Annotated in this window: 1 pseudogene; it reads right to left on the bottom strand. The window is 57.2% G+C overall.

Annotation, left to right across the window (positions count from 1 at the left end):
- Window positions 1-380, bottom strand: a pseudogene (locus tag NP596_RS21790) (energy transducer TonB); the annotation flags it as partial.
- Between the last annotated feature and the right edge of the window lie 225 nt (window positions 381-605).

Below are 605 nucleotides of genomic sequence, written 5' to 3'. Positions count from 1 at the left end.
TCCTGTGCCACGGGCGGCGGCGGTTTACGCACCGGCTTGGGTTTGGTTTTTTTAGGCGGCGTTTTTTTCGCGGGTGGAGGCGGCGCGGGCGGCGGCGGTGCCACGGCGGGTTTGGGCGCCGAAACAGCCAGCATGGACACTTCCATCATCAAGGGCTGGGCGGGCGTTAACTGTTCTACCGGACGCAACAGCCAAGTTAAGAGCCAAACATGCAGCAGCAAAACCAGAAGGGACAGCAGCGTCAGCATATCGATAGGCCGTTCTTCGCCCAACAGTGCGGCGAAGATCGAATGAGCCGGATTGGCCGATGCCGGCGGGCCGGCGGTCGACACTAATTCGCCGCCAGCCAGGCTATGGTCTTGGCTATCAAATAAATACATGGGCTTGGAGCGGGGGCGTTGTGGCCATTTTAAATTAATTATTGTTTTATGTTCGCAGCCGAGGCGGCGTGCATAAGTTGGCTAAAATCGTCTTCCAGCTAATAAGACGTTTGAGAAATAAAAAACCCCACCCTCTGTTTCAAAATAGTTGGTTTTTTTGCGCAAGGCCCTGGCGTAACTTGCGACGCGGCGCGGGCGCGCCTTGACTGCGTTCCCACGCGGCGC

It is taken from the genome of Methylomonas rivi, assembly GCF_024505165.1.
GTDB lineage: Bacteria > Pseudomonadota > Gammaproteobacteria > Methylococcales > Methylomonadaceae > Methylomonas > Methylomonas rivi.
Note: the sequence above shows the minus strand (reverse complement) of the source record. Positions and strands in the feature narration are given on the sequence as shown.